This window comes from Pseudomonas alkylphenolica, assembly GCF_000746525.1.
GTDB lineage: Bacteria > Pseudomonadota > Gammaproteobacteria > Pseudomonadales > Pseudomonadaceae > Aquipseudomonas > Aquipseudomonas alkylphenolica.
In genome coordinates this window covers 2302225-2327936 of record NZ_CP009048.1, presented here as the reverse complement: position 1 = coordinate 2327936, position 25712 = coordinate 2302225, and the positions used below count along the sequence as shown (strand labels likewise).

Below are 25712 nucleotides of genomic sequence, written 5' to 3'. Positions count from 1 at the left end.
ACTCAGCCCTCCTTGTTGGGCGGCCAGCCGTTGGTATTGATTTTCGAACTCCACTTGAGGAATTCGGCGATGTCGTCGACTTCCTGCTCGCTCAGGTTGAACTGCGGCATGGCCCGGCGCCCCGGCACGCCCAAAGGCTGCATCTTCATCCAGGCGTGCATGAAGGGCTTGAAGCCTTCCTCGCCGCCACGGCGCTGGAACACGTTGCCCAGCTCCGGCGCGAAATACGCGCCCTCGCCCAGCAACGTGTGGCAGCCGATACAGTTGTTCTGCTCCCAGACCGTCTTGCCACGTACCACGGCGTCGCTCAATTGCGCGGCATTGCTGCGTTCGGGAAAGGTCTGCTCGGTGTGATAGGTCAAGGCCAGGAATATCAGGAAGAAAAACACACTCCCCCCGAAATAGATGTTCCTGGCCATGCCCTTGGTGAAGGTCTCTGACATGGTCACTTCCTCATGGCTTGGCCTGGCCATGATAGGAAGCGAGGGCTGGAAATCTGCTTGATGGCAATCAAGAAACGCCGATGGTTTTACTCGGGTATTAACCACGCAGGTTGAGGCTGATGCCCACTACCAGCGCCAGTACGCCAGCCCATGCCAGCAGCAGGACGCGCCAGCGCCACGGGCCGTGACGCAGCTCCATGAAGCCGTCGCTGATCAACCAGGCCTTGAGTACCGCCAGCACCAGGAGCGCGCCACTGCTCACTGCGCCCTGTGCCAGCCCCACGGTGGCCAGGCTGAGCACGGCCAGAGCCAGCCAGCAGCCCAGCAAGAACCTCGAAACGAGCATGCGCACCTCCTCAGCCCAGCAGGTAGACCAGCGGAAAAAGCACCACCCAGACCAGGTCGACCATGTGCCAGTAGAGCACCCCGGATTCGAACCCGCTGCAGTTGCCCGGCCCGTAGCGACGACGGCGACACCCCTCGGCCAGCCAGGCCAGGATCAGCATGCCGAGCAGCACATGGAGGAAATGGAAGCCGGTGAGAATCCAGTACAGGGTGAAAAAGGTGTTGTGCTCAAGGCCCAGCCCCAGGCTCAGCAAGTGTCGATACTCACCGAGCTTGAGCCCCAGATAGCCGCAGGCAACCAGTAACGCCAGCAGCAATAACAGCGCGGCCTGCCCTGGCCGTGCCTGGCGCACCCGCTGTTGCGCCAGCGCTGCCAGCAGCCCGGCGCTGAGCAGGCTCAGAGTCATCGCCAGCCCCGTGGAGGTGTCGAGCAACTGGCGGCTGGCGGCGAACAGTTGCGGCTTGAGGGCCTGGGTGACCGCAAATGCCAGGATCAACAGAGCGAACACCGACAGCTCGGCGAGGATGAACAGCCACATCGCCAGATCCCCCGGCAAGCGCCGGGTTGCAACGGTCTCAACTGAAATGGACATCGACCACGTCCATCAACGCTGCCACCGTCACCGGATCATCACTCAAGGGTTCGGCCAGGCAGGCCAGACAGGCCTCGCGCGGGTTCATTCCGGCGCCGATCATGCGGGCGGTGAAAATCAGCAGCCGGGTCGAAGCGACCTCTTCCAGGTCATGCTGCTCCAGACGGCGCAAGGCCTGCCCCAGCCTGACCACCTGAGCGGCCAGGGCAGCGTCTACTCCGGCCTCGCGGCGTACGATATGGGCTTCTTCGGCGGCAGGCGGGTAGTCGAAGCGCATGGCCACGAAGCGCTGGCGCGTGCTCGGTTTCATGCCCTTGAGCAGGTTCTGGTAGCCGGGGTTGTAGGACACCACCAACATGAACGAAGGCGGCGCCTGCAACACTTCGCCGGTGCGTTCCAGGAACAGCTCGCGGCGGTCATCGGCCAGCGGGTGCAGGACCACCACAGTGTCCTGGCGCGCTTCGACCACTTCGTCGAGGTAGCAGATGCCACCTTCGCGCACCGCACGGGTCAACGGCCCGTCCTGCCACCAGGTGCCCTGGGCGCCGATCAGGTGACGGCCGACCAGGTCCGCTGCGCTCAGGTCATCGTGGCAGGCCACGGTGTGCAGCGGCAGGTTCAGGCGCTGGGCCATGTGCTGGACGAAGCGGGTCTTGCCACAGCCGGTGGGGCCTTTGATCAGCACCGGCAGGCCATGGCGCCAGGCTTGTTCAAACAGCACCAGCTCATTGCGCTGTGCTTGGTAGAAAAGTTCGGATCGGGGTTCACAAACTGGCTTGAGGCTCATGTGGCACCTGGCTCGGCAGCGGGTTTGCAGACCACGCTAAAGAGCCAGGCACCGTGCGACAAGCGCTGCGCGGGGCAAACTTGATCGCCGTCAAGCAGCCTCAGACCGTGCGCGAAAATTGGCCCTTGCGCCCGCCGCCAAGGTAGGCGTCGAAGGCCATGGCGGTGTTGCGCATCATCAGCTGACCCTGAGGCAATAGCTGCAGTGCACCGGGCTCCAGTGCCAGCAAGTGGTCATCCACCTGTTCGGCCAGTTGCTCAAGTGCCTCGGCGAAGTAGTCATGGAAACGGATGCCGTGGCTGGCTTCGAAGGTGCCGAAGTCGATCCGGCCGTGACACATCAGCGCGTTGATCACTTCGCGTCGCAGCAGGTCATCCGGATTCAGGCGGTAACCGCGCTGCACCGGCAACATGCCTTGATCCAGCCGCGCGTAATACTGCGACAGCAGCTTCACACTCTGGCTATAGCTATCCCCCACCTTGCCGATCGCCGACACGCCGAGGCCGATCAGGTCGCAGTCGGCATGGGTCGAGTAGCCCTGAAAGTTGCGCTGCAGCGTGCCATTGGCCCGTGCCAGGGCCAGCTCGTCATCCGGCAAGGCGAAATGGTCCATGCCGATGTACACGTAACCGGCTTCGGTCAGGCGGCGGATGGTCAGCTCCAGCAACTCCAGCTTGCGCTCCGGCGGTGGCATGTCCTCGGGGCGGATCATCCGCTGTGCGCGCACCAGCTCGGGAAGATGGGCGTAGCTGTAGGCGGCAATACGGTCCGGGCGCAAGGCGATGATCTTGCTCAGGGTGACGTCGAAGCTCTGCACAGTCTGCAGCGGCAGGCCGTAGATCAGGTCGACGCTGACCGATTTGAACTGCGCCTGACGCGCCGCCGCAACCAGGGCATAGATCTGTTCTTCGCTTTGCTGGCGATTGACCGCCGCCTGCACATCCGGATCGAAATCCTGCACACCGAAACTCAAGCGGTTGAAACCCAGGCCGCGTAGCAGCTGGATCTGTTCGGTACTGATGGTGCGTGGGTCGACCTCGATGGAGAACTCGTGGTTGTCGCTATCGTCGAGGTTGAACGCCTGGCGCAGGCTGTCCATCAGTTCGGCCAGTTGCTCGCCGGTCAGGTAGGTCGGCGTGCCGCCACCCAGGTGCAACTGGGTGAGCTTGCGACCGCGATCGAACAACGCCCCTTGCATGGCGATTTCACGCTTCAGGTACGCCAGGTACTCGGTCGCGCGATGGGTCTTGCGGGTGATGATCTTGTTGCAGGCACAGTAGTAGCAAAGGCTCTGGCAGAACGGAATGTGAATGTAGGCCGACAACGGCTTGGGGCTCGCCGCCTGATTGCTGGCATGCGCCGCCTGCAGGTAATCATCGACGGCGAAGGCCTCATGGAACTGCGGCGCGGTGGGATAGGAGGTATAGCGTGGCCCCGGCCGGTCGTACTTCTTGACCAGGGCGCGGTTGAAATCAAAGGCAGGCATCATGATCGATCCACTCGTGTCGGGACGAAAGCGCCGAATTGTTCACGTCCTGTTCGAACAGCTGGCAGATTGCATCAATTTCCAGGCGGCCGGCGGGCAGGATGCTGATCAAGCCCTCGCTCAGTTCAACCAGCCCTGCGTGGCTCATGGCCTCCAGCCGCCGCCATGCCGTCGGGAAGTACTGCTGAAAATTCAGGCCGTAGCGGGTTTCAATGGCGCGGATATCCAGTTGCAGGTCACAGGCCAGACGCTCCATGACCCGCTGCCTGACCTGGTCGCTGTCTTCGCAGCGCCAGCCGCGCGCAGTGGCCAGCTGGCCCTGTTGCAGGTGTTCCAGGTAATCACCCGGCACTTCGGTATTTTGCGCATACAGCGCATCGAGCTGGCTGATCGCGCCCAGGCCGAAGCCGACATGATCGCAATAGCCATAACGGGTAAAGCCCTGGCAGTTGCGGCGCAGACGACCACGTTCCTGGGCAATCGCCAGGTCGTCATCCGGGCGGACGAACTGCCCCAGGCCGATGTGCTGGTACCCTGCCGCAAGCAACAGTTCGAAGCAGATGCGTCGCATCATCGCCTTGTCCTGCTCGCTACTGGCGGCGCGCTGGGCGCATCGGGCATAGCGCAGCGGCGGATGAGCGTAGTCGAACACCTGCAGGCGGTCGGGCTCCAGCTCAATCAGGGTAGTCAGTTTCAGGGCGAAGCTTGCCGGGGTCTGCCAGGCGTGGCCGTAGCCCAGGTCGACACTCACCGAGCGGTAGTCAAAGGTGCGTGCAGCATCGATCAGCGAATTGATCGGCGCCGGGTTCTGGTAGCAGTCCTGCGACAGTTCGCTGCCCTCACCGATATCCGGTACGCCGATGCTGACATGATTGAAACCCTGATCGCGCAACAACCCCATGGTCGCCCATGTGGTGTGGTGTAGATCGACATCGACGCTGTAGTCGCCGCTCTCATGGGTGAGAAAGTTGAAGCGCTTGTGCAACTGGGCCATCAGCCGCTGCAGTTGCTCGGGGGCAGGCGTGCTACCGCCCAGGTGAAATTGCTCGACCCGTTGTTGCGTGCCCAGGTGGCACCCCACCAGGTCGATCTCCCGGGCCAGGGCTTGCAGATAGGCTTCGACGGATTGACTGTCCGTGCGCAAGCAGGTCGGCACCTGCACATTCAACGATAACGGCCGCTGCTGCTGGCGGCTGCTGCGCAGCGCGCGCAGCACATCCAGCGAACCGACACCGCCATGAAACCTGCGGACATCGACATAACTGTTGGGATCGAGCACGCCTTGATCGCGTCTAACGACCTGCTCGTTACGGGGGTGAAGGACATCGAGCATGACGGGAGCTCCGAGACGGGCTGCGGAGTTTCAGTGTCTGCCGATAACGCCCTGAGCGCCTTGATTTGCATCAAGCGCCGGTGGCATGCCTACCAGCTCAGGTAGAACATGCCTTTGGCCAGCAACACGATCAGCACCAGGTGGGTAAATACACTGGCATGAATGAACTTCACCCAGCGGGCTGTCATGCGCTCGGTCTTGAACAGCAGCATGGCGCCGAGAAAATGCACCAGTACGCTGGCGGCGAGCACAATCTTGGCCAGCAACAAGGTGCCGAATGATGAACTTGATGGCGCTTCGAGCAACGGCAGATAGCGTAGCCAGACCATCCCTGCCCCGGCACCGAACAGCACCAGCAACACCCAGGGCATCAGCTGCCGGGCGCGTTGGCCAACGGCCTGTTCGAGCAGCAGCATGAGTTTGGCGGGCAGCTGTTTACGGATGTGCTCCAGGAACAGCACTTCGAAGAACACCGTGCCGATGAAAATCAAGGCGGCGAACAGGTGCAGGGTCAACAGCAATGGGTAGGTCATTGGACCCTCTCGGCTCGCGTTCTATACCTGGATCTGAGCCTACAGCGTTGGGGAGTGAGTGCGGTTGATGGTGATCAAGAAAGCCAACGGGGGTGAGCAGTGCCCCCCCACCTGTTCTTCAACACCTAACGGTGTGAGAAGGTCTCGGCAACGCCCGACTCGCCACGCTCATTTGAACTGATCGTTAACTGATTGAGTCTATGTCCAGGGTGTACGGCTTGCCGGGGGTGTCTTCCCCAATCAACGCCAACAGGCTTTCATCCGTATCATCGACAGGCGCCATGGCCAGCTGTTCAGCCACTCTGTTTTCCAGGTGGGCATTCCAGCGCAACAGGCTCTCGGCCAATCGCTCAGGGTGTGCAGACACCGAACCATAGACGTCTTTCTCGTCCTTGCTGTAGATGCTCAGGAGGTACAAGCGCTCTCGGGTAGTGCGCAACGCATTGATCTCGCGCCAGAGCGCATTGATGGCTAACTGCTGACTGCGGGCATACACACTGCCGTTGTCGAGCTGCTTACGCTTTATGCGCAGCTGAGCGTCTATTTTTTCCATTGCCCCGTCGACCAGTTTGAGCTCTTCGTCGGTCACTAAAGAACGCTGTTGCTCCTGTGCTTCTTGCCAGCGCCGGAATGTCGCCCAGCACGCTGGAATGTAACCGCCCACCATCGAGTGATTACCCGCGTTGAAGATTTGCGTCAGCAACCCAGGCCGTATTGGCAATCCGTCGACCTGCTTGATCGCCAGGCTACAGGCCGCGTGTTGGGCAATGGTGTCGCACCCGGGCTGCCAGAGGATCGCTGACGTCCTGTTGCCGCCAAATTCCACCGGCATGAAGTGCTGCAATGTGCCGTGGTGTTCGTAAGGCTCACCGTTCAGGTTGGTGATGCCAGCGACAAACACCGAAAGCCCCAGCGGCACGTTGACGAAGGTAAGCGCCGCGCCGGGCAGGTACACCTTGGGTTTGGTGTTCATCCAGGTAGCGGGCACGCTGGGTACCGGGTCGTTGTGATTGACCATGCGGTGGTGGACGAGAGCGGCAGCTTCTTTGACAAAGGTTGCGTCTGCTGCTCGGGGGGCGCCGTAGGTGTAGAGCACGATGTCGTAGAGTTCAGGCCTACGGCGCAGCATTTCTGATAACAGCAGAGTGATTGCACCACCCAGGCTGTGACCGCAGATCACCAGCTTTTGCCCGGCGTAGAACTTGTCAAGATATCTAATTGCAAAATCATACACATTCTTAGCCGCGTCATAGAAACCACGGTGCACCTTGGCATCGCCCTGCTCAAAAGGCACTTGAAGCGCATCGGCATCTCGAAGGCCATCGGCAATCTTCTCATTGGTGCCGCGTACGGCGATCAAAATCAACTCGTCGTTATGCGTGATAAAAGCTTGTGAGTCGGTATCGCTCTCCTTGCCCCTGTCATCGAAAAAGTGGATGTTGGCCGGGTGCTCTTGGCGAGCCTCCAGCGCCGGGTTATTTGCCGGGTATAGCGCGGGATCAAAGGGTACGATCTCCAAGCGCTTGGAATAGGCCACATCCTCGTACAAGGGGTAATACGCCTTGAGTTGCTCCTCACCGACTTTCCAGAGTTCGACGAACTTGGCCAGGGCATCGCCAAACCAGTTGCCACTGCTGGGCTGTAACGTGAAACTGACTTTCTCTGCTGTGACGGGCTGCTCGTCTGGTTTCTGCCCGAAGGGGCAATAGCTCAAGGTTGCCATCAGTGCGAGCTGGTACAAGTTCAGCACGCAGAACGCCGAGTCAGTGGAGAGCAGTGGGCGCAGCGCCCGCAACGGGCGGACCTCCAGCACGTTGTGCTTATTGGAGCACAAGCACACGCCCTGTTTGCCATGCTCACGCATAAGCCGGGAAGCCCCGCTGCTGACCGGGAAGTGGCAATCAACCATAGGCGGGAGGTGTGCGGCATGCTGGACCAACTGGCGGACCTCGACCTGGTAGAAGGCATCGGCCTCCGTTTGTGCAGGATTGCTCCGCGTTCGCGAGCCGAAGTGGTTCTGGTAGCGCGTCTGTTCGGCCCGCACCTGTAGCTCGGTGATTTCGAGTGGATAATGTTCTCTTGTTTGTAAAAACGAATAAACCTGTTCATGTCCTTGATACTTCTGATCCAGGATCAGGGCAATCGGTCCGGCGTAATGGTTGTCCACCCTGCCGCTGCCGGTGGCGTCCAGCCTGCCGCTGTATTTAAAGCCCTCCGTGTCGGTTACTTCATATGCCAGGCCGGCATAAGGCTCCCCCGAACCAGTCTCGTCGACTAATTGAAAACTAGTCCATTTACCCTGTACGGGACACGTAAGCATGCGACTATTTAACGGGTACTTTAACTCTTCATTCAAAGTATTCATGCATGATTTCCTTATTCGGTGCAGCCGGGGTAAATAGTGCATTGTCTTCCATCAACCATCTGGAAGGTACTGAAGTCCTTATTGTTGCCATAGCAAAATGCATACTGATCTTCAAAGTTATTTCCCATACAACGCTTCCAGCCGCCAGGCACCTTGACCCAGGTATCTCTGATAGAGGGCCGTTCCTCGTCAGCCAGTTTAATTTTCATCCGCACGGTTTTACCCGGCAGTTGATCGGGGGTATAAGCCGCTGCCGGACGGTAGCGACTCAGGTTGCCCTGTGCGTCCATACCTTTGCAGTCGAGGAGTTTTCTGAGAACTCTAGGTTTACCTGATGTGCGAAACATCCACTGACACTGACCGGAGAACTCGCTCTCCCCAGCTTCGTTGAAAGTCCCTTTGTACTGTTCGTCTATCTCGTAACGAATTCCAACCCCAGCATTGTCACTGCCGAAATCTCCACGACCCTCACCATAAGTAGCATTGATCTCTAGTTCGATATGGTTGATCACCAGTGGGCAGCCATTACGAGTCCGATAGATGGCAATCTCAGCGTCAGGCTTATAGTCTTCCCGCCATTTGTAATTGAACACTGGTGCCTTGTTATCAGCTGTCGGCACCGTACAGGTTTCGCCTTTGGCGGGTACGTAATAAACCGCCGCAACATACACAAAGTTCGGTGGCAAATCAGCGGTAAAGGTAAAGGTATTAGATCTGCCGATAGCGCAGCTTCCCAACACGAGAAAACAGCAAAACAGACCCAAACGCCGAATAATAAACCTCATACGATCTCCCTATGCACTAAACTTTCCACACAAGGCGTTCCCACTATAGCTATGCACCAGGGGTCCCAAAAACATAAAAGGACCACACGCATAAAATGGAGTCGTTAACTTCTGGCCCGGCTTAAGGCTACAAACTGGAAGCTTCAAAGGAATGGGCACAACCACAACTACTAGTGTCACCCCACACCACACATTGGAAGTTGCGTCACTCTCTGTATATCGCTCGGCCATATATTGACTTTCCTTCTCAGGAACTGACACCGACACCCCGAAACACCCGCCAAGCATGGCGACCACCACCACCAAAGAAATAATTTTTACACCAGACACCTTACTCATGACAGCCCCAAACCTAAAACACCTAAAAATCCGTACAACAAGAAAATTCTTAATCATTCGACTCATCACCAGGCACTCAAAAATAACTTTCAGCAACACACTTGAATTTTTAGAGAGAACCAAAACCAAGACATAAGAAGCCACTTCTAAAAGCACACTACCTGCTAACAAAACAATGCGCCGTTTCATGGCGGACCGTCTCCTTGCCAAAACTTTGCTTCCTGCTGCACCCGTTCGAAGTGCGCGGCGGGAATTTCATCAGGATTTGGCTGCCAGCGCTCAGCCGGTATACAGCCCGGTACTGTTAAACGCTGCGAAAACAGAAACGCCAACTGCGTCGGTGCTGCCCAGCCCCATGCTTCAGCCAGGGCCAGTTGTTCGTCCAGCCACGCTTCGGGATCTTGCTGCTCGGCCAGTGCCAGATAGGCCTGCAGATGCTGGTCCAACAGATAGCGGTGGGCATTGGTTTTGCGTGTATCCGCTACCTGCGTGGCCGGCGCAGGGATCCGCAGCCAGGCCGGATCCTCAGGAAGCGCATAGTGACCTGGAGCAGGATTTGCGCTGACCTGCCACCCCTCACCCTGCCAAAAGCACACACTGATCGCGGGCCCCAGGTAAGCGGGCAGCAGGTCCTCAGGTAAATGCTTCAGCGCCCGGCTCAGCACGCGGTTGTCATGAAAGCGGTACAGCGCCTGATGCGGTCGATCAAACGCTGGCGCCAATGCTTGAGCAGCTCAAGCGGTTCGCCTTCAGGTCGGCAGAGCATCGTGCTTGAACAGGTTGACGATTGGTGTGCAATACAACTTGACGTTTTCCAGGGTCGGGCGCAGGCGCTGGATGCCGCTCTTGCGAATGTCGAAGCGTATTTCCAGGCCGTTTATCTGCTTGAGGGTGTCCTCGGGCAGCGACGTGAGCAGCTCCAGGCCGTCCACATCGACGAACAGGAACTTGTCCTGAAACGCGAAGTACTCCTGCAGGTAGCGATAACCGCGAAAAGTATTCAGCGGATACGGGATCAATGCCTCTTCTTCGGCAAAGCCCACCGGCTGCACACGATTGCCTGACATCCTGAGCGACATGGCAGTGCCGCCCTCCTCCGCGAACGGTTTGCCGTCGATGTCCAGCGGCACCAGTTCGATGCCTTCGAGGTTGCGCAGCAGGCTCAGGTAGAGCATCTGGCTGATGTAGCGCTCGCCTGCCAGGTGCAGGCGCAGACGGCTCAGGTTCACCTCGCCGAGATGGCCGTCGCAGCTCATTTCCAGGCGCAGGCTGAGCAGCGCGCCATCGCCTGTCACCGAGTAATTCAGCGCAGTCAGGTTCAGCGGCAGGACGTCGGTCGGGTAACAGGTGCGAAAACCACAGCTCACGCCATCGATGGGCTTGCTCTGCACCGGTGTATCCCGCGCCACACGCAGGGCCGGTCCGGCCTGCTCGAGCGGGTCGAACTGGAGAATGCTGAACGCCGGCAGCGGTCGCATGTAGTTCGGCCACAGCAGATGCATCAGCGAGTGGCTCAACTCCGGCAGTTCATCATCGAGCTTCTGTCGCAGTCGCCCGGTGAGAAAGGCAAACCCTTCGAGCAGGCGTTCCACATCCGGGTCCCGCCCAGCCTCGCCAAGAAATGGCGCCAACGCCGGACTACGCTCGGCGAAACGGCGACCTAGCTGGCGCAGCGCGGTGAGTTCGCTCTGGTAGTAGTGGTTGAAGGACACTTCGGGCTCCCTGCGTTTCGTGCTCGTTAACGTTGTAAGGTCAGTAGCATTGGCAAAAACTTGCTTTTGGCTTACATCGCCGTCGGCTCAACTGACCTTGACCTTTCCGCTGCCATCCAGGCGCGCGGTAAAACGGACCTGGCGCTTGAAACCATCGACCTCCAGCAGACCTTCAATGTTGAAGGACAGGCGAAGCTGATCGTGATCACGCGGCAGGGAAACGACACGCACCTTGCTTAGGCGCGGCTCATAGGCTTCGATGAAATTTTCGATGGCCTGGCGAGCCTGGCTCAGGGCGTCGTGCAGACTCAGGCGCATGTCGTTGAGATCAGGCAGCCCGTAATCGGACAGCGTCTGCACGCTGCCCGCACGGGTGCTGAGCATCTTGTCCAGATGGGCAGCCACCGACGCCATGGCGCAAACCTCGCGGCTCGAGCCGACACGTTTGCCGGCTTCGCCACTCAGGCGTTCGAAAAGGCTGCCGTATCCGGTCATGACCTGGCTCCTTTACTCTTTGTCCAGCTTGCCAACCAGCGACAAGGTGAAATCGGCCCCCATGTACTTGAAGTGCGGACGCACGTTCAGGCTGACGCGGTACCAGCCCGGCTCACCTTCCACATCGCTGACGATGATCTGCGCGGCGCGCAGCGGACGACGGCCACGCACTTCTGCGCTCGGGTTTTCTTGGTCGGCCACGTACTGACGGATCCACTTGTTGAGTTCCTGTTCGAGGTCGGTGCGTTCTTTCCACGAACCCAGTTGCTCGCGCTGCAGCACTTTCAAGTAGTGGGCAAGGCGGTTGACGATCATCATGTACGGCAGCTGGGTGCCGAGCTTGTAGTTCAACTCGGCGTTCTTGCCTTCGGCACTGATGCCGAAGAACTTCGGCTTCTGCACCGAGCTGGCGGAGAAGAACGCCGCGTTGTCACTACCTTTGCGCATGGTCAGGGAGATGAAACCTTCCTCGGCCAGCTCGTATTCACGACGGTCGCTGACCAGGACTTCGGTTGGAATCTTGGTTTCGATTTCGCCCATGCTTTCGAAGTGATGCAGCGGCAGGTCTTCCACCGCGCCACCGCTCTGCGGGCCGATAATGTTCGGGCACCAGCGGAACTTGGCGAAGCTGTCAGTCAGCTTGGTACCGAAGGCGTACGCCGTGTTGCCCCACAGGTAATGCTCGTGGCTGTTGGCAACGGTTTCCTTGTAGACAAAGGATTTGACCGGGTTCTCTTCTGGGTCGTACGGGTTGCGCAACAGGAAGCGTGGCAAGGTCAGGCCGATATAGCGCGAGTCTTCCGACTGGCGGAAACTCTGCCATTTGGCGAATTGCGGGCCTTCGAAGTGATCTTTCAGATCTTTGAGGTCCGGCAGGCCGGTGAAGCTTTCCAGGCCGAAGAACTTCGGACCGGCCGCAGCGATAAATGGCGCGTGGGACATGCACGCAACGCTGGACACGTACTGCATCAACTTCACGTCAGGGGAGCTGGGCGACATGAAGTAGTTGGCGATGATCGCGCCGACCGGCTGGCCACCGAACTGACCGTATTCAGCGGTGTAGATGTGCTTGTACAGGCCGGCCTGCATTACTTCCGGCGAATCTTCGAAATCGTCCAGCAGGTCCTGCTTGGAGACGTTGAGGATCTCGATCTTGATGTTTTCGCGAAAGTTGGTGCGCTCCACCAGCAATTGCAGACCACGCCAAGCCGACTCCAGGGACTGGAAGTCTTCGTGGTGAAGGATTTCGTCCATCTGGCGGCTGAGCTTGGCATCGATCTCGGCGATCATGCGATCAACCATGGCCTTCTTGACCGGCTCACCGTCATTCTGCGGCTTCAGCAGTTCTTCGATAAAAGCCGAGACACCACGTTTGGCGATGTCATAGGCTTCATCGTCCGGCGTCAGGCGGGTTTCGGCGATAATGCTGTCGAGAATGCTGTACTCGCCGTTGTCGTTACTTTTCTGTTGTGCTGCACTGGTACTCATGGTGTTGGCTTCCTTGACTGATTCAGGCTTTCGGGGCTTCGGCGTTCAGGCCCAGCTCACCGAGCACACGACCGCGCGATTCGTCGTCGGCGAGTACACCTTCGATGGCTTTTCGGAATGCAGGGGCGTTACCCAACGGACCTTTTAGCGCCACCAGCGCGTCGCGCAGTTCCATCAGTTTTTTCAGCTCAGGCACTTGCTCGACCAAGCTGGCTGGGTTGAAGTCCTTCATCGAGTTGACACGCAGCTGAACCGCCAGCTCTTCGCTGTCGCTGTCGTCCTGAAGGCGGTTAGGTACGCTCAGCGTCAGGCTCAGCTCCTGCTTGGCCAGGACTTCGTCGAAGGTCATTTTGTCGATGCTGATCGGCTTGCGATCCTCCACCTTGCGCTCGTCCAGGCGCTGCGTGTAATCGCCGATTGCCAGTAGCTTCAACGGCAGTTCAATTTCTTCCTGAGCCCCACCGGTGGCGGGTTTGAAGGTGACGTTGATGCGTTCCTTGGGGGCTACCGAGCCTTCTTTGGCCATGGCTTTTCTCCTTGCGGTTGTTGGCCCTGAGGCCTATTCGAGTACCACTTCAAGATCGAGGTGGCACAGCCTGCGATAAATCTCTTCTTTGCGTTCTCGCACCGCATGGTTCTGCGGCAACAACTCACAGCAGCTATGCAGCAGGTGCAGCACTTCCAGGCCAAGATCCGGCTCCCAGGCGTGCAGGCCCGAGTGCTGCAGTTCTTGATCGAGGGCTTCGAGCTGGGTTTTGACCAGTTCATATTTCTTGGCCATGAAACACAGACGCGCCAGGCTGAATTGCCAGAAAAACCGCGCCCGCCCGCCGTGGGCGTGTTGCAGGCCTTGCTTGAGGATCTGCACGGCAGCCTTGAGGCCGTCCTTGTGCAGGATCGGCACTACCTGCTCGAGGGCTTCTTCCCAGGCCGGCAGGCCGGCGGTTGTTTCGACCTTGCGCGGCGCGCTGGCGTCTTGCAGATGAGGCATGACATGGGCGCTGATCCAGCTGCGGGTGGCCGGGTCGGCGAACGGTGTGCCGTCGTGGAAGCGCAGCTCTATTACGCCGGGCAAGCGCTGGAGCAGGAGCGCGAAGTGAAACTCCACTTCGCGCATGGCCTGATCGGCGTGCAACGCCTGCAAGCATTCCCAGGTCAGGCGCTGGCCGTCGAACCAGAACGGCGCCCGCGCCAGACTGGCTTCGACCTCTACCAGCAGATCGGCGTACTGCCCATTGGCGTAGCGCTCCTGGTAGGTCTTCAACTTGTCGACCGGCAGTCCGCGCAGCGCAGTGATCTGCTCGGAATTGCGCTCGGGAACGGTATCAATGGACAGCCACAGCATGGTGCGATTCAAGCGTAACGCGCGCGTATCGATGGCTTTCTGCTTGAGCCACCAGGCGCACAGTGGACGGGCGCTTTCCTGCAGCGCACGCAGGGCCTTCTGGGCTTCCTTCTCGTTGTCGACCGGGGCGCCGGGGGTGAACAGCTGGGCGGCCGCCTGCTGGACTTGTGCCGCTACCGCGCGGGCAATACCAAGCTCCGGCTGATTGTCCGCGGCACGCTGGACCATGGTTTTCAATCGCCGGCACAGTGGCAACAGCAAAGGCGCGTCATCCGCCAGATGCGCTGTGAGCAAGGCATCCAGGCCTTCCAGATGCTCGACCACCCGAACGTCTTCGATGCGGCCATGCAGCCCTTCACCGTTCAAACCGAAGCGCAGAAACGCTGGCTGGCTGAGCAGGCTCTCAAGATCGAAGTCGGGGGACTCGCTGACCAGTTCAATATGAATCGCGTACAAGGCGCTGATGGCTTCCGTGCCGTCAAACGCCAGGACCTTGAAGTCGTGACGAACCGTGGGGATCAAAAGTTCGAACTGCACGCTATTGGCCGGTGCAAACATAGGCTTGTCCTTAAGGTGATTAGTGGTGATTAGCCGACTCAGTCTCCAACGCCTTAAACTCACTCGAAAACCGGACGTCCTCACCTGCAAAATTTTGTTTGCAAAAAGCGGATTTCGCGAGCTCATGACAATGAGCTGATAGTTTGCTTGAGCAAGACATTTATTAATTTTTAATTGAAGTTTGGAAATGCAACATTTTTTGCTTTAATTTGCGCCGTACTTGAACAAAACACCCAATCCAGCATGCGCCCCAACGACTATTCCCCAGCACAAGCTAACCCCCCTTTCAAACCGTATAACCTGACAGCGGAAGTCAACCCTCAAGATACGCAGGTCTGGCAATATTCCCCATGAGATAATTCTCAGCGGAATGTAGGACGCTTCCCAAAGCCGCACTCAGAACCCTCCTTCATCCAGCAGAGGTTAGAAATAGTGTGGCAACGGAGCGCGAGCCCAAACAGCTAGTTAAAGCTAAGCTAAACCGTCAAACCTGCTGCTATCTACATTCGACATGAGTTCTGGAGATGAGCAAATCTTAAATCAAATTTGGCTTAAGCCCCTTTTGCTCAAAAAAATCAATCAACTTGGAACTACCAATGTGGACTGCAAGATCCATCAAATTACTACGCTGGTCCGGCTCGCAGCTATACCTGACGGAAAAGTTGCAGAAAGTCTCATCCAGACTCATACCTCGTTCTATCAGAATTGGTAATATATCGCTCACCCCATCAGGATATCCTGGCCTGTACCTCTGATAAGAAAGCTGAGATAACAAATATTGCATGAGATCACTCCCGGACTCCGGCAGGATCAGATGCCTGGTGATTGCTCGTCGTGCGTCCTGGCTTTCTGTTCGCAAGGCGGCGCTTAGCGCATCCAGATCGGGGTAACTCGTATTGTTGTAGTAAGAGAGGTCGGCACCTGAGGCCACCAACAAGTCAATGGTTTGCGCATCCGCCCCTTCCATCACGGCGTAGATCAGTGGGCGCATGTAGGGCTCTCGCAGCTCATCAACCGGCGCCCCCTCGTCAATCAGCCACTTAATGGTCTCGGCGGAGTTATGGGCTTTGATCGCCTTTGTCAGCAGCGAAGGTCCATGGACGCCGCCCAGACCAGGCATATGGGGGAGTTGATTACGCAATGCTTGCATTACCGGTAGAGAGGCTTTGTTTTCCAGTGCCACATGAAATGCCGTAGTTTCAGAGAAGCCGTCATAGACCAATAAATAAGCATCACCAAACATTGTTAGCACTTGATCCAGATCCGCAAGTGTGGCGAATCGCCAAAAACTGCCATACCGCAGTACGTGACGATTATTGAAGTCTGAGCTATGCCTGTAGATACAATGATTTAACGTCATACTGGTCGCGCCAGGAATATATTTATTCGTCTTCACAGACGCCGTTTCAGGGCTCATACTTGCACTGATCGCAGCAATGACCCCTCGAGGGTCATGAGAAGTATCCATTTCCCAACCTTCATCTTCCTCCGTTGCGTAGAAGCGCATCTTCACCGGGAGCGATTTGCTCGCCGCCCCTTCCCACGCATTTGAAAGCGCGGAGAAGTAAGTCTCAGGCAGCAACTGCTGCCCAACTGCAAGCGGCGTCCACGATGGAATTTCTGGCACTTGGCATGAAAGGTAAACCTCGACTCTCTGTGACTCGCCTTGCCAACAGACATCCAATGTTTTGCTGCCTGTGACTCGACATTCAACTTTCCGTATCGCCCGCACTTGTGCCCGGGCAAAAGGTACTAGTTGTTTATGTAGGTCGTCGGAAAGCCTCGGTGTTTTGGTGATGGCAGCCTTGGTGAAATTCACCAGGTTCTCCATCGCTTCTTTGAGAGCACTACGCTCAGCCATGGAGTTCAAATAGTTTTGATATTTGGCGAATTCTTCTTTATCAGTGGGTGTTGTGCTCAGCTGGGAAAGGCCCGCATAGTCACCGTTGATCAAGGCATTTACAAAAATTTGCGAACGTTCTTCAGGCGGAAAAACACGCTTGTTATTTTCGGCGGCTTCAACTTCTACAAACACTTGGTTAACCAAAAACGCTGACGCCACCCAAATCCAAGTGAAACGCCGGCTCATCGTGTCGACCTCGGCGTTAAACTCTGTGTATTGATGCCCCATTGGCAGATCAGCAATAGCGTTGGAGAAACACAGCGGAGAGAGTAGGAAGACCGGTGGATACGAGTGTGATGACTCAAGCGGAATATCTCCTTCATCCGTATGGCGATGATCAATCTCATTGTCAGAGCCCCATTAGAAATTTGACGTTGCGGACTAGATGCTCTGAACAGAGGAGGGACAGCTGTCGGTGCCACAAGCGGTGAGTACAGGCATGGCCAGCACCAGGCTGGTCCATGCACTGTAACGAGGGTCAGGCCTTAGCCGGCGACCGGCGTACGCCAGTCATCGGAACCGGAAGTACCGGAAACCTCGTGGGTCCAGGTGATTTTGCGGTAGGTGAAGTGCACGTCTTCCAGGTGGGTGAAGTGCGAGTTCGATGGGTCCTGGCAGTTGTGCATGTAGTCCTTGATATCGACGATGATCGCGTCTTCCAGGGTGGTGGTGTAGTAATGCTCCTGGGTGCCAGCCGCCGAGGTGCGGTACCACTGGATTTCGATCTTGGTCAGGCGCTCGCCGGAGGTCAGCGCCGCCAGCAGCAGCGGCGAGGCCTTGTCGAAGACCTTGGTGATGACCACAGGCTTGTGTACGCGCTGGCCGGTAGGTTGGCCGGACTGCGGGTCACGCGGGATGATCACTTCGTGCTGGAAACCCTGGACCATGACCTGGTCTTCATGACCTTCCTGATAGGTGTTGCCAACCGAATCGGCGGTGAACGCGCCGGCGGTGATCAAGCCTTGTTTGGTGCCGGTTACGGACATGTATGCGGGGGTAGCCATGAATGCTCCTTGCTGAAAATAGAGAAGTGCCCGGCGGGTAAAATCACCCACTGGGTCCCTATACCCAATACAAGAGGCATGCCATAAGTTGCTCAAGCCTTATAAACCGGGGCTTGTAGCCGTTCTCGGCATGACTGGAGCGAATTTCAGCAGGAAAAGCCGATTAAAAGTGCGCAACTTCTTGCGCAGTACTGTGCAAGAAGTTGCGCACTCGGCTACAGGCCACGTGGGCCGTGGCCTGTAGCGATAAAAAGGGAGTAAAACGGGGGATTATGCAAATTTGAGTGCGCAAGAAGTTGCGCACTCGAGCAATCGCCAAAAATGCCGACCGTTCACCGTGGCCGCAAAATCAACACCCCCAACGGCGGCAGATTCAACCCCAGCGACAACGGCTGCCCATGACTGGCCACCGCCTCACTCGCCACCTCCCCGAGGTTGCCGTAGTTGGACCCGGCATACCCTTCGGCATCGCTGTTGAGCACTTCGACCCAACGCTCCCCGAACGGCACTCCGATGCGATAGCCCTCCCGCGGCACGGGGGTGAAGTTGGCCACCACCAGCAACGGTTCGCCACTGGCACTCCAGCGCAACCAGGCATACACGCTATTGTGCGCATCGTCGCCAATCAGCCACTGGAAGCCTTGGGGCAGGCAGTCCTGTTCATGCAAGGAGCGCTCTTCGCGGTACAGCCGGTTGAGGTCGCCCACCAAGCGCTGAACCCCCAGGTGCTCGGGATACTTGAGCAGGTACCAGTCCAGCTCACTGTCATGGTTCCACTCGCGCCACTGGCCGAACTCGCAGCCCATGAACAGCAGTTTCTTGCCCGGATGCGCCCACATGAAGGTCAGGTAGGCGCGCAGGTTGGCGAACTTCTGCCAGCGGTCTCCGGGCATTTTGTCGATCAGCGAATGCTTGCCATGCACCACTTCATCGTGGGAGATCGGCAGGATGAAGTGCTCGGAATACGCATAGATCAAGCCGAAGCTCATTTCGTTGTGGTGGTAGGTACGGTGGATCGGGTCGTTCTGGATGTAGTGCAGGGTGTCGTGCATCCAGCCCATGTTCCACTTGTAGTTAAAACCCAGGCCGCCCTGCTGGGTCGGCTGGCTGACGCCGGGCCAAGCGGTGGATTCCTCGGCGATCATCAGCGCACCCGGCGCTTCGATGGCAACGACGTCGTTGAGGTGGCGGAGAAAATCGATGGCTTCCAGGTTCTCACGCCCACCATGGCGGTTGGGCACCCATTCGCCTGCCTTGCGCGAGTAGTCGCGGTAAAGCATTGAGGCCACGGCATCGACGCGCAGGCCGTCGATATGAAAGTGTTTCAACCAATGCAACGCCGAGGCCAGCATGAAGCCGTGCACTTCGGTACGCCCGAGGTTGTAGATCAGGGTGTCCCAGTCCTGGTGAAAGCCTTCAAGCGGGTTCTCGTATTCATACAAAGCGGTGCCATCGAAACGCGCCAGGCCATGGCTGTCGGTGGGGAAATGCGCTGGCACCCAGTCGAGGATCACGCCGATTTCAGCCTGGTGGCAGGCATCAATGAAGGCGGCGAAGTCTTCGGCCGAGCCATAACGCGCGGTGGGCGCGAACAGCGACAGCGGCTGATAACCCCAGGAACCGCCGAAGGGGTGTTCCATGATCGGCATCAGCTCGATATGGGTGAAGCCGGTTTTCTGGATATAGGGCACCAGGCGTTCGGCCAGTTCGCGCCAGTTGAAAAAGCGCGCCACTTCGCCGGTGTCGTCCAGTTCGCACTGCCAGGAGCCGGCGTGCAGTTCGTAGATCGACAGCGGCGCAGTGGTGGCCTGGCGGTCTCCACGCTCCTGCATCCACTGCTGGTCCTGCCAGTCATAGGCCAGCGGACCGGCGACCTTTGACGCCGTGCTCGGCGGCAACTCGGTGGCCCGCGCCAGGGGATCGGCTTTGAGCGGCAGGATGCCTTCGCGGCCCAGTACTTCGTACTTGTAGGCTTCACCGGCCTGCAGGCGCGGTACGAACAGCTCCCACACACCTGAGGCATGACGCAGGCGCATAGGGTGCCGCCGGCCGTCCCAGTTGTTGAAGTCGCCGACCACCGACACCCGCCGGGCGTTGGGTGCCCACACGGAAAAACGCACCCCCTCGATACCGTCGATCAGCAGCAGCTGCGCGCCCATGCTGGCGGCGAGGTCACGGTGATTGCCCTCGGCAAACAGGTACAGGTCCATGTCCCCCAGCAGCGGGCCGAAGCTATAGGTGTCTTCGGTGATCTGCTCACCGCTGGCCCACTGAATCCGCAGCACATAGGGCTGCTGCTCAGACAGATGGGCAATGAACAGGCCCGGCACCGGTTGCTGCTCCAGCTCACCCAGCAGCCGCCCATCGTCACGGCTCAGGGCCTGCACGCTCAAGGCATTGGGCAAATAGGCGCGGACAAACTGGCCGCCTGCACCATCAGGGTGCGGGCCAAGCACAGCGAACGGGTCAGCATGCTCGGCCCTGACCAGGGCATCGATGTCACGTTGATCCAGCCCGCCTTCCTCGCGCTTGCGTTGATTCATTCAGCTTTCTCCCCAGGTACTTGTCAGGCCATACAGGCCATGCAAAGGCACGGCCAACCAACTTGGGCGGTTTTCGGCTTCATACAGAATTTCGTAGGCAGCCTTTTCCAGGCTGAACAGTTCCAGTGCCGCACGCTCGCCGTCGGCATGTTCCCAGGCATGAGGCATGGCCGCAGTGGCCAGCCCGTAGGCCTCGACAAAGGCATGTCGGGCCTGGTGCAGATAACGCCTGGCGACTCGCTGACGGGCCTGGCGGGCACTGTCCGAGAGGTCGACACTGGAGGCACTGCGCAGCACCATGGCAGCAGCATAGTCGAAGGATCGCAACACGCCGCTGACATCCTTGTATGGACTGTGTCTGGCACGCCGCTCTTCCAGCGGCCGGGCCGGTTCACCTTCGAAGTCGATCAGGTAGGCATCACCCTGCACTACCAGCACCTGACCCAGGTGCAGGTCACCGTGCACGCGCATCAACAGCCCGCCCTGGGCCTGGGTGCTCAAGGTGGCGACAGTGGCCAGCAGGTCCTGACGTTGCTGCACAAGCTCGTCGACTAGCGCCTGGCTGTCGCTGTCCAGCTCCGCCCGATGCGCCTGCAACAGCTCCAGGGCGCGGCTCAGCTGGGCGCCGATGTGTTTGCCCCAGGCCTGGCAGTCACGCGCGGTGCTGGGCCGCGCCCGGAACGCCGGGGCTTTGCTCGGCGCTGCCAGCAACAGGTGCATCTCACCCAGACGCTGGCCGAGCATGGCGGCAAAGCCGGTCAGGTCCTGCAAGGCATTGGTGTGGCCTTCCTGCGTCGAGCTTCCAGGCTCCAGTTCGTCACGAATGGCGCGCTCAAGGTTGTTCTGGGTCCAGTCCCAGGCATCGCCCTGGTTGCTCAGATAGCCCTGGGCGATCATCAGCAAATGCGCTTGCTGCTGGCTGTCCACCCGGCTCACCCAGCCCAGCAACGGCGAGATATTGCCGAACCCGGCAGCGGTCAGGTAGGCGCTCATCTCCAGTTCCGGGTGTACCCCGGGGTTGATTCGGCGAATCAATTTGAGCACCAGACTGCCACCGACCACCACCGAGCTGTTGGACTGTTCGGCAGAGAGGTAGCGCACCTGGGCATCGTCGGCCAGGTTCAGGGCTGCCAATTGTTCGGTGGCGTGAAAGCGCAGTTCACCTTCAGCGCACGGCAGGCGGACAGCATCCCGGCAAGCCTGCAGCACGGCATGGATAAAGCTTTCGAGGACGAAGCCATCGGTGATCAGCCCCACCTGGCGTCCACGCCGGACCCGTGCCAGGGCCAGTTGCTGCGGGGGGGCGCTGGTGATCTGATCCTCACCGACAAAGCCGAAGGGCAATTGGTAACGGCTGTTCTGGCCGGCGCTGGTGACTTCAATCTCACTCAGTAATACGGGGTACGTGGCGGTACCAAAGCGCACACCGTAAGCAATCTGCACGTGCTCGATACCGGCTTCCTTGCCAGCGAACCAGCGGCGCTTGGGCAGGTACTGGGGCAGGATGCTGTCTTGCAAGGTACTGCGCGCAGGCGCTTCGAGCAGCTCTTCCATGCGTTTTTTCAGTACCAGGGTGGTGAACTCCGGCAGGCTCTGCGCCGGTTCCACGTGCCAGCTGGGCATCTGGTCCTTGGCGGCCAGCAGGAACCAGTAAAAGCCATAGGGCGCCAAGGTCAGCAGAAACGGCAACTGACCGATTGGCGGGAAGGCACTGCCGCCGAGCATCTCCACCGGCACGCTGTCAGCGTACTGCGACAGGTCGAGTTCGGCGGCTTGCGCCGCACGCGAGACATTGGCCACGCAGAGGATGATCTCGCGCTTGCCGTCCGGGCCGGTGTACTCACGCAGGTAGGCCAGAATCCGTCGGTTGCTCGGCGAGAGCATGCGCAGGCTGCCGCGCCCAAAGGCCTTTTGCTGTTTGCGCACCGCCAGCAGGCGGCGGTTCCAGTTCAACAGCGAATGCGGGTCGTGCGCCTGGGCTTCGACATTGACCGAGGCAAAGCCGTACAGCGGGTCCATGATCGGTGGCAGTACCAGGCGCGCCGGGTCGGCGCGGGAGAAGCCGCCGTTGCGGTCGATCGACCACTGCATCGGCGTGCGTACGCCATCGCGGTCGCCCAGGTAGATGTTGTCGCCCATGCCGATCTCGTCGCCGTAGTACAGGGTCGGCGTGCCGGGCATCGACAGCAGCAGACTGCTGAGCAGTTCCACCCGCCGCCGGTCGCGTTGCAACAGCGGCGCCAGGCGCCGGCGAATCCCCAGGTTGATGCGGGCCCGGCGGTCTTCGGCGTAATAGTTCCACAGGTAGTCGCGCTCGCGGTCGGTGACCATCTCCAGGGTCAGTTCATCGTGGTTGCGCAGGAAGATCGCCCATTGGCAGTTGGCCGGGATCTCCGGGGTCTGGCGCAGAATGTCGGTGATCGGAAAGCGGTCTTCCTGGGCCACGGCCATGTACATGCGCGGCATCAGCGGGAAGTGAAAGGCCATATGGCACTCGTCGCCCTGCCCTTCGCCGAAATACAGCTGGGTGTCTTCCGGCCACTGGTTGGCTTCGGCCAGGAGCATGCGGTCGGGGTAGTTGGCGTCGATCTCGGCACGAATCTGCTTGAGCACCTGATGGGTCTCGGGCAGGTTTTCGTTGTTGGTGCCGTCGCGCTCGATCAGGTACGGAATGGCATCCAGGCGCAGGCCGTCGATCCCCAGATCGAGCCAGTAGCGCATCACCTCGATCACCGCCTTGAGCACCTGCGGATTGTCGAAATTGAGGTCTGGCTGGTGCGAATAGAAACGGTGCCAGAAGTACTGGCCGGCCACCGGGTCCCAGGTCCAGTTGGACTTTTCCGTGTCGAGAAAGATGATCCGCGTGCCGTCGTACTTCTGGTCAGTGTCGGACCACACGTAGAAATCCCGGGCCTTGCTGCCGGGCTTGGCGCGCCTGGCCCTCTGGAACCAGGGATGCTGGTCGGAGGTGTGGTTGATGACCAGCTCGGTGATCACCCGCAGGCCGCGTTTGTGCGCCTCGGCGATAAAGCGCTTCACATCGGCCAGGGTGCCGTAGTCCGGGTGCACGGCCTTGTACTCGGCGATGTCGTAGCCATCGTCGCGGCGTGGCGAGGGGTAGAACGGCAACAACCAGAGGGTATTGACCCCAAGCTCGGCGATGTAGTCGAGCTTGGCGATCAGCCCGGGAAAATCACCGATGCCGTCGTTGTTCGAATCGAAGAAGGATTTGACGTGCACCTGGTAGATGATCGCGTCCTTGTACCACAGCGGGTCGTCGATAAAAGCTGCCGGGCGGTTTCGCTTGGCCATGTTCGACTCCTTTCTAGAGGGCTTTTTCGATACGCCAGATCGCAAACGGCAAGTGCCAGGGCTCGATGCGCATCCATTGGGTCTTGCCGTGCCAGGTCCAGCGGTGGCCGGTCATCAGGTCTTCACCGAAGGTGTCGGCGTTGTCATCCAGGCCCAGCTCCCACAGCGGCAATTCAAAATGCGCTTCCTGGGCGTTGTGCGGGTCGAGGCTGACGGCAATCAGGATGAAGTTGTCGCGTGCGGCGGTGCGCTTGCCGAAGTACAGGATGTTGTCGTTCCAGGCGTTGTAGAAGGCCACGCCCAGGTGCGTCTGCAACGCCGGGTTCTGGCGGCGGATGCGGTTGAGCTGGGCAATCTCGGCGATGATGTTGCCAGGCTGGCTGAAGTCCCGCGGGCGGATCTGGTACTTCTCCGAATCCAGGTACTCCTCCTTGCCCGGGATCGGTGTCGCCTCGCACAGTTCAAAGCCTGAATACATACCCCATAACCCCGAGCCCATGGCCGCCAGGGCGGCGCGGATGAGAAAACCGGCGCGGCCGGATTCATGCAGGAAAAACGGATTGATGTCCGGGGTGTTGACGAAGAAGTTCGGCCGGTAGCAGTAGCACCACGGCGGCTGGTTGAGTGCTTCGAAGTAGCTTTGCAGTTCGGCCTTGGTGTTGCGCCAGGTGAAATAGCTATAGCTCTGGGAGTAACCGACCTTGCCCAGGCGCGCCATCATTGCAGGTTTAGTAAAGGCCTCGGCGAGGAAAATCACCTCGGGGTGCCGGCTGCGGATGTTGGCGATCATCCAGTGCCAGAACGGCAGCGGCTTGGTGTGCGGGTTGTCGACCCGGAACATCTTCACCCCTTCCTGCACCCAGCCCAGCACCACATCGCGCAGGGCCAGCCACAACGATGGCACGGCTTCTGCGGCATAGAAGTCGACATTGACGATGTCCTGGTACTTTTTCGGCGGGTTTTCCGCGTAGCGAATGCTGCCGTCCGGACGCCAGGAGAACCACCCCGGATGCTCCTTGAGCCAGGGGTGGTCCTGGGAGCACTGGATGGCAAAGTCCAGGGCTATCTCCAGGCCGTGCTCGGCAGCGGCGGCGACCAGCCGGCGAAAATCCTCGCGACTGCCCAGCTGCGGATGGATCGCCTCATGCCCACCCTCTTCGCTGCCGATCGCATAAGGGCTGCCCGGGTCATCCGGCTCGGCCTCCAGGGCATTGTTGCGGCCCTTGCGGTAGCGCATGCCAATGGGATGGATCGGCGGGAAATACAGCACGTCAAAGCCCATGTCGCGGAGCATCGGCAAGCGTTCATGGACATCGTTGAAGGTGCCATGGCGTTCAGGATCGTCGGTGACCGAGCGGGGAAACAGCTCATACCAGCTGGCAAACACGGCCTGCTGGCGCTCCACATCCACCGGGTATTCGGGGCTGTGGCTCAAATAGGTGCGATGGTCGGCCTCGCTCATCAATACGGCGGTGTCAGGGTGCAGCAGCCGGGTCACCTGTTCTTCGGCTGGCAGGCCCGGCAACGCCTGGTGCAGTGCCTGCAACTGTTCCCGCAGCGGGCCATGACTGCGCTGGATATTCTGCTCGAGCAATACCAAGCCTTCCTGCAGCTCCAGCGGCACGGCCAGGCCGGCGTTGAATTTCTTTTCCAGATCGTGGCAATAGGTGGCGAAGGGATCGATCCAGGCTTCGATACTGAACAGGTGCCGCCCCTGCTCGCTCACGCTGAACCGTGCCTGCCACAGGTCATTGACAACAAAGTTCATCGGGACGCAATGCCAGCGTCGGCTGTGGGCCTGGCGCCAGTTGAGCCTGACCGCCAGCACGTCATGACCGTCGGCATAGACCTTGCCGCTCACCTCGATCGTCTCGCCGACCACCGCCTTGACCGCAAACAGCCCGCCATCGAGCACCGGCTGGGTGTTCTCGATCACGATGCGCGGTTCCAGCAGCGCCTGGGACAGGCTGATGGCCTGCTCGGGTTGATCGTTTGCCGGGGCCAAGCGGTCGGTTTCGAAGGGCTCATCGCGGGTCATCGAACGTCGCTCCATTACCAGATGGCGGTAAGAGTTCAGAGCCGGTGGCGAGCGTGGGGTTCAAAAAAAATGAGCGATTGGGGCTGCCTGTAGTCGAAAACCACTGAACCCGATCATTTCCAGCCCCGTTGCGAGGTCAGGCCATGAACATTCCCATCCCGGCAGAAACGCCCGATCCGAATATAGACGACCCGACATTACCGCCTGTGGTGCCGGATGAAGAACCCGATGAATTGCCGGTCAAGCCCACCGTGGGCGCCCCGCCAAGCGACGAGCCGCCGGTGGAAGCGAAAGCATAGCCTGTA

At 59.2% G+C, this 25712-nt stretch carries 21 protein-coding genes and 2 pseudogenes; 1 reads left to right on the top strand and 22 read right to left on the bottom strand.

Annotated features, from left to right (window positions below; translation table 11 throughout):
- Window positions 1-2 precede the first annotated feature (2 nt).
- From PSAKL28_RS10820 to PSAKL28_RS10720, 22 genes and pseudogenes are all read right to left on the bottom strand, one after another.
- Window positions 3-443, bottom strand: a complete 441-nt coding sequence (locus PSAKL28_RS10820) for a c-type cytochrome (RefSeq protein WP_038609979.1) — start codon at window positions 441-443, stop codon at window positions 3-5.
- A 97-nt stretch (window positions 444-540) separates the two neighbouring features.
- Entirely contained in the window at window positions 541-789 is a 249-nt protein-coding gene (locus tag PSAKL28_RS10815; protein WP_038609975.1) for a cytochrome C oxidase subunit IV family protein, read from the bottom strand.
- Between the two features lie 10 nt (window positions 790-799).
- A complete protein-coding gene (locus PSAKL28_RS10810; protein ID WP_038609973.1) occupies window positions 800-1381 on the bottom strand; it encodes a cytochrome c oxidase subunit 3 in 582 nt (193 codons plus the stop codon).
- On the bottom strand, window positions 1365-2168 hold the full coding sequence (locus PSAKL28_RS10805) for a CbbQ/NirQ/NorQ/GpvN family protein (protein WP_038609971.1): 804 nt from the start codon (window positions 2166-2168) through the stop codon (window positions 1365-1367). The genes PSAKL28_RS10810 and PSAKL28_RS10805 overlap by 17 nt, the downstream gene beginning before the upstream one ends.
- Window positions 2169-2268: 100 nt before the next feature.
- The gene (gene hemN, locus PSAKL28_RS10800) at window positions 2269-3657 is read right to left on the bottom strand and encodes an oxygen-independent coproporphyrinogen III oxidase (RefSeq protein WP_038609969.1); all 1389 of its coding nucleotides are present in this window, start codon (window positions 3655-3657) and stop codon (window positions 2269-2271) included.
- A complete protein-coding gene (locus PSAKL28_RS10795; RefSeq protein WP_038609966.1) occupies window positions 3641-4987 on the bottom strand; it encodes an oxygen-independent coproporphyrinogen III oxidase in 1347 nt (448 codons plus the stop codon). The genes hemN and PSAKL28_RS10795 overlap by 17 nt, the downstream gene beginning before the upstream one ends.
- 89 nt (window positions 4988-5076) lie before the next feature.
- Window positions 5077-5520 carry a CopD family copper resistance protein gene (locus PSAKL28_RS10790; RefSeq protein ID WP_038609964.1) on the bottom strand — a complete coding sequence of 148 codons (444 nt, stop codon included), beginning with the start codon at window positions 5518-5520 and terminating at the stop codon, window positions 5077-5079.
- Between the two features lie 184 nt (window positions 5521-5704).
- Entirely contained in the window at window positions 5705-7885 is a 2181-nt protein-coding gene (locus PSAKL28_RS10785) for a lipase family protein (protein ID WP_038609961.1), read from the bottom strand.
- Window positions 7886-7896: 11 nt separating this feature from the next.
- A complete protein-coding gene (locus PSAKL28_RS10780) occupies window positions 7897-8670 on the bottom strand; it encodes a hypothetical protein (RefSeq protein WP_038609958.1) in 774 nt (257 codons plus the stop codon).
- A 9-nt stretch (window positions 8671-8679) separates the two neighbouring features.
- Window positions 8680-9198, bottom strand: coding sequence for a hypothetical protein (locus PSAKL28_RS26465; RefSeq protein ID WP_051939282.1), 519 nt, complete (start codon window positions 9196-9198; stop codon window positions 8680-8682).
- Complete coding sequence (locus tag PSAKL28_RS10770) at window positions 9195-9674, bottom strand: hypothetical protein (RefSeq protein ID WP_157687017.1); 480 nt, start codon at window positions 9672-9674, stop codon at window positions 9195-9197. Before PSAKL28_RS10770 ends, PSAKL28_RS26465 begins: the two co-directional genes overlap by 4 nt.
- A 90-nt stretch (window positions 9675-9764) precedes the next feature.
- Window positions 9765-10721, bottom strand: a pseudogene (gene tssF / locus PSAKL28_RS10765) (type VI secretion system baseplate subunit TssF); the annotation flags it as partial.
- 87 nt (window positions 10722-10808) lie between these two features.
- The gene (tssE, locus tag PSAKL28_RS10760) at window positions 10809-11216 is read right to left on the bottom strand and encodes a type VI secretion system baseplate subunit TssE (protein ID WP_038609955.1); all 408 of its coding nucleotides are present in this window, start codon (window positions 11214-11216) and stop codon (window positions 10809-10811) included.
- A gap of 12 nt (window positions 11217-11228) precedes the next feature.
- A complete protein-coding gene (gene tssC / locus PSAKL28_RS10755; RefSeq protein WP_038609952.1) occupies window positions 11229-12704 on the bottom strand; it encodes a type VI secretion system contractile sheath large subunit in 1476 nt (491 codons plus the stop codon).
- 22 nt (window positions 12705-12726) lie between these two features.
- On the bottom strand, window positions 12727-13230 hold the full coding sequence (gene tssB / locus PSAKL28_RS10750) for a type VI secretion system contractile sheath small subunit (RefSeq protein ID WP_038609950.1): 504 nt from the start codon (window positions 13228-13230) through the stop codon (window positions 12727-12729).
- A 33-nt stretch (window positions 13231-13263) separates the two neighbouring features.
- A complete protein-coding gene (tssA, locus tag PSAKL28_RS10745; protein WP_167335121.1) occupies window positions 13264-14607 on the bottom strand; it encodes a type VI secretion system protein TssA in 1344 nt (447 codons plus the stop codon).
- 30 nt (window positions 14608-14637) lie between these two features.
- Window positions 14638-14767, bottom strand: a pseudogene (locus PSAKL28_RS28540) (hypothetical protein); the annotation flags it as partial.
- Between the two features lie 375 nt (window positions 14768-15142).
- The gene (locus tag PSAKL28_RS10740; protein WP_157687016.1) at window positions 15143-16696 is read right to left on the bottom strand and encodes an ankyrin repeat domain-containing protein; all 1554 of its coding nucleotides are present in this window, start codon (window positions 16694-16696) and stop codon (window positions 15143-15145) included.
- Between the two features lie 299 nt (window positions 16697-16995).
- A complete protein-coding gene (locus PSAKL28_RS10735; RefSeq protein WP_038609946.1) occupies window positions 16996-17514 on the bottom strand; it encodes an Hcp family type VI secretion system effector in 519 nt (172 codons plus the stop codon).
- Between the two features lie 332 nt (window positions 17515-17846).
- Window positions 17847-20057, bottom strand: coding sequence for a 1,4-alpha-glucan branching protein GlgB (gene glgB / locus PSAKL28_RS10730; RefSeq protein ID WP_038609943.1), 2211 nt, complete (start codon window positions 20055-20057; stop codon window positions 17847-17849).
- Window positions 20058-23369, bottom strand: coding sequence for a maltose alpha-D-glucosyltransferase (gene treS, locus PSAKL28_RS10725; RefSeq protein ID WP_038609940.1), 3312 nt, complete (start codon window positions 23367-23369; stop codon window positions 20058-20060).
- Window positions 23370-23382: 13 nt separating this feature from the next.
- Window positions 23383-25407, bottom strand: coding sequence for an alpha-1,4-glucan--maltose-1-phosphate maltosyltransferase (locus tag PSAKL28_RS10720; protein WP_038609938.1), 2025 nt, complete (start codon window positions 25405-25407; stop codon window positions 23383-23385).
- A 143-nt stretch (window positions 25408-25550) separates the two neighbouring features.
- Between PSAKL28_RS10720 and PSAKL28_RS27855 the strand changes: the two genes are divergently transcribed.
- Entirely contained in the window at window positions 25551-25706 is a 156-nt protein-coding gene (locus PSAKL28_RS27855; RefSeq protein WP_167335120.1) for a hypothetical protein, read from the top strand.
- Window positions 25707-25712 lie beyond the last annotated feature (6 nt).

Bases quoted from the DNA above. Each gene is read 5' to 3' on its own strand.
- PSAKL28_RS10740 (WP_157687016.1), bottom strand. From the start codon at position 16,696: ATGAGCCGGCGTTTCACTTGGATTTGGGTGGCGTCAGCGTTTTTGGTT.
- tssB (WP_038609950.1), bottom strand. From the start codon at position 13,230: ATGGCCAAAGAAGGCTCGGTAGCCCCCAAGGAACGCATCAACGTCACC.
- PSAKL28_RS10780 (WP_038609958.1), bottom strand. From the start codon at position 8,670: ATGAGGTTTATTATTCGGCGTTTGGGTCTGTTTTGCTGTTTTCTCGTG.
- PSAKL28_RS10790 (WP_038609964.1), bottom strand. From the start codon at position 5,520: ATGACCTACCCATTGCTGTTGACCCTGCACCTGTTCGCCGCCTTGATT.
- PSAKL28_RS10720 (WP_038609938.1), bottom strand. From the start codon at position 25,407: ATGACCCGCGATGAGCCCTTCGAAACCGACCGCTTGGCCCCGGCAAAC.
- PSAKL28_RS10735 (WP_038609946.1), bottom strand. From the start codon at position 17,514: ATGGCTACCCCCGCATACATGTCCGTAACCGGCACCAAACAAGGCTTG.
- glgB (WP_038609943.1), bottom strand. From the start codon at position 20,057: ATGAATCAACGCAAGCGCGAGGAAGGCGGGCTGGATCAACGTGACATC.
- tssC (WP_038609952.1), bottom strand. From the start codon at position 12,704: ATGAGTACCAGTGCAGCACAACAGAAAAGTAACGACAACGGCGAGTAC.
- hemN (WP_038609969.1), bottom strand. From the start codon at position 3,657: ATGATGCCTGCCTTTGATTTCAACCGCGCCCTGGTCAAGAAGTACGAC.
- PSAKL28_RS10815 (WP_038609975.1), bottom strand. From the start codon at position 789: ATGCTCGTTTCGAGGTTCTTGCTGGGCTGCTGGCTGGCTCTGGCCGTG.
- PSAKL28_RS10805 (WP_038609971.1), bottom strand. From the start codon at position 2,168: ATGAGCCTCAAGCCAGTTTGTGAACCCCGATCCGAACTTTTCTACCAA.
- PSAKL28_RS10795 (WP_038609966.1), bottom strand. From the start codon at position 4,987: ATGCTCGATGTCCTTCACCCCCGTAACGAGCAGGTCGTTAGACGCGAT.
- PSAKL28_RS10785 (WP_038609961.1), bottom strand. From the start codon at position 7,885: ATGAATACTTTGAATGAAGAGTTAAAGTACCCGTTAAATAGTCGCATG.
- tssE (WP_038609955.1), bottom strand. From the start codon at position 11,216: ATGACCGGATACGGCAGCCTTTTCGAACGCCTGAGTGGCGAAGCCGGC.
- PSAKL28_RS26465 (WP_051939282.1), bottom strand. From the start codon at position 9,198: ATGAAACGGCGCATTGTTTTGTTAGCAGGTAGTGTGCTTTTAGAAGTG.
- PSAKL28_RS10810 (WP_038609973.1), bottom strand. From the start codon at position 1,381: ATGTCCATTTCAGTTGAGACCGTTGCAACCCGGCGCTTGCCGGGGGAT.
- PSAKL28_RS27855 (WP_167335120.1), top strand. From the start codon at position 25,551: ATGAACATTCCCATCCCGGCAGAAACGCCCGATCCGAATATAGACGAC.
- tssA (WP_167335121.1), bottom strand. From the start codon at position 14,607: ATGTTTGCACCGGCCAATAGCGTGCAGTTCGAACTTTTGATCCCCACG.
- PSAKL28_RS10820 (WP_038609979.1), bottom strand. From the start codon at position 443: ATGTCAGAGACCTTCACCAAGGGCATGGCCAGGAACATCTATTTCGGG.
- treS (WP_038609940.1), bottom strand. From the start codon at position 23,369: ATGGCCAAGCGAAACCGCCCGGCAGCTTTTATCGACGACCCGCTGTGG.